Source organism: Salmonella sp. SAL4457 (genome assembly GCF_046548235.1).
GTDB lineage: Bacteria > Pseudomonadota > Gammaproteobacteria > Enterobacterales > Enterobacteriaceae > Salmonella > Salmonella enterica.
The window spans coordinates 1-353 of sequence record NZ_JBGDZO010000162.1 but is presented as its reverse complement, the minus strand read 5'-3'; the positions used below and the strand labels follow the sequence as shown (position 1 = coordinate 353).

General features: G+C 60.6%; 1 protein-coding gene. It reads left to right on the top strand.

The annotated features are described in order from the left end of the window. Positions 1-353: hypothetical protein (locus ACLJNW_RS23720; protein WP_410961161.1), on the top strand; the 353-nt coding region annotated here is incomplete at both ends.

Sequence of the window (353 nt, the reverse complement as noted above, 5' to 3'; positions counted from 1 at the left end):
CAAGTTCCTCATCGACGAGATCAAGCGCCAGGAAAGCCGCGACCTGACCCGTTTCGACCTCGACTACGACCTGCCGGACCACTTCCTGCCGGAATTCCCGGCACCGATGTTCCTTACCACCCGGCCTGACCTGGGCGATGTGTCCAAGGGCAAGCTGGTGACCATCGACAACTATTTCGAGTTGTTCAACGGGATTCTCAATCCCAAGCAGCTGGAAGGGCTGCGCCTGCTGCTAACGGCCTTTCCGCAGCAGCAGTTCAACCTCACCGACGATCGCCGTAGCGAGCATCCGAGCCGCGGCGTAGCCTGCTTCGACTGCCATGCGAACGGCCACACCAATGCCGCTACTCACC